This is a genomic window from Pseudonocardia pini (assembly GCF_013870575.1).
GTDB lineage: Bacteria > Actinomycetota > Actinomycetes > Mycobacteriales > Pseudonocardiaceae > Pseudonocardia > Pseudonocardia pini.
This window is the reverse complement of sequence record NZ_JACBXB010000920.1, coordinates 1-1944: the sequence shown is the minus strand read 5'-3', so window position 1 is coordinate 1944 and position 1944 is coordinate 1. Positions and strand designations below refer to the sequence as shown.

Here is a 1944-nt window from a genome sequence, read left to right as displayed (position 1 = left end):
ACCATCAGCCACGGGGCGAACCGCTCGGTGTGGTCGTGGTCGGAGTGCTGCTCCGGGGGCGTGGGTCGGCCGAGCAGGCGGGGCAGATGGTCCCGTACGGCGGCCACGGCGGCGAGCACGACGATCACGACCCCGCCGGCGAGGACCCACCAGCGGTGGTCCGGGCGGACGTAGCGGAGCACGGTGTCGTCCGTGCTGATCCGGATCATCGTGCCGCCGAGGAGCAGCAGGATGACGTTCTGCGTGTCGCGGTGCACGTCAGATCCCCACCACGAGCCCGGCGGCCGGCGCACAGAGCACGGCGACCACGAACGTCGTCGGCGCGAACCGGGCCGCGAAGGCGCGGCCGAAGGTCCCCACCTGCAGGGCGAACAGCTTCACGTCGACAGCGGGCCCGACGACGAGGAAGACCAGCCGGGGCAGCAACGGGAGCGCCGTGAGGGACGCGGCCACGAAGGCGTCCGCCTCGCTGCACAACGCCAGCACCACGGCGAGCAGCGCCATGACGACGACGGCGAGGACGAGGTTCCCGGCGAGGGTGGCGGTCCACGAGGCGGGGACGAACACCGTCAGCACGGCGGAGAACAGGGCCCCGAGGACGAGGAACCCGCCCGCCGAGACCAGGTCGTGGCGGGCGGTCTCCGCGAACACGGTCCAGCGGCGCGTGCCGGGAGCGGTGTGCGGGGTGCGGCGGACCCGGTCGAGGATCCACTCGGGGCGTCCGAACCGTTGCCACAGCCAGCCCGTCACACAGGCGGTGGCGAGAGCGCCCAGGAAGCGGGCGAGGGCCATCCGGGGCTCGTTCGGGAACGCGACGAGCGTGGCCACGATGACGACCGGGTTCACCGCCGGTGCGGCGAGCAGGAAGGTCAGCGCGGCCGCGTCCGGCACGCCCTGGCCGATCAGCCTGCGCGCGACCGGGACCGAGGCGCACTCACAGCCGGGGAGGGCGACGCCCGCGAGGCCCGCCACCGGCACCGCGGCGGCGGGGCGGGACGGGAGGAACCGGCGCAGCGCGGCGGGGGAGACGAACGCGGTGAGCGCGCCGGAGAGCAGGACACCGAGGACGAGGAACGGCAGTGCCTGGACGACCACGGCCACGAACACCGTCGCCGCGATGCCCACCGCGGGCTCGGCCATCGCCTCGGCGAGCACCGGCCGCAACGGGAACGACGCCAGGAGGACCAGGCACAGGATCGGGAGCGACCACACTCGCGCGGGACGTGTGAGGGTCCGGGACACGGTGCTGATCGTTCCAGACGACCACACCGCCACGGGGCTGATTCGACGAACCGGCGTGGGGCGCCGCGGCGATCGCCCCCACCCTGGCCGTCGCGGTCAGTTCGGTCCGCCTCCGCCGCCCGCTCCGCCCTGGGAGGCCTGGACGGTGGCGGAGGGCAGGAGGACCTGCTGGCCCTCGGCGAGTCCGGACCGGACCTCCGTGAACTCGTCACCCACCAGCCCGGAGGTGAAGGTCCTGGTCGTGGAGCCGTCGGCGCCGGGGACCGTGACGGTGGAGGCCTCGTCGCCCTGCCGGACCGCGGCGGTCGGCACCCGGAGCACGTCGTCGCGGGACTCGGTGCGGACCACGGCCTGGGCGGTCTGCCCGTCCTTGAGCCGGGGGTCGCCACCGTTGAGCACGATGGTCGCGTAGTAGCTGACCACGCCCGAGATCTGGTCGGCGGTCGGCGCGACGGCCACCACGGTCCCGGGCACCGTCAGCCCGGGGACCGCGTCGGCGGTGACGTCGACGGGCTGGTTCGCCACGATCTTCGCGGCGTCGCTCTCCTCGAACGGGACGACCAGCTGGAAGGTGGTCAGGTCGTTCAGCGTGATGAGGGGGCCGCCGGTGGGGGAGGCCGTGCCGACCGCGGCGGTGGTGCCGACGGCGGCGGGGATGCGGGCGTCGGTGCCGTAGGGCTCGGTCGAGAAGGTCTCACCGAC

Annotated in this window: 2 protein-coding genes and 1 pseudogene; all 3 read right to left on the bottom strand. The window is 74.2% G+C overall.

The annotated features are described in order from the left end of the window. Positions 1–257, bottom strand: a pseudogene (locus tag H5J29_RS30820) (TIGR03943 family putative permease subunit); the annotation flags it as partial. Position 258: 1 nt separating this feature from the next. Continuing rightward, positions 259–1251, bottom strand: a complete 993-nt coding sequence (locus tag H5J29_RS30815) for a permease (RefSeq protein WP_376768595.1) — start codon at positions 1249–1251, stop codon at positions 259–261. An 87-nt stretch (positions 1252–1338) separates the two neighbouring features. Next, the coding region (locus H5J29_RS30810; protein WP_181784459.1) for an efflux RND transporter periplasmic adaptor subunit at positions 1339–1944 on the bottom strand (606 nt) is incomplete at its 5' end.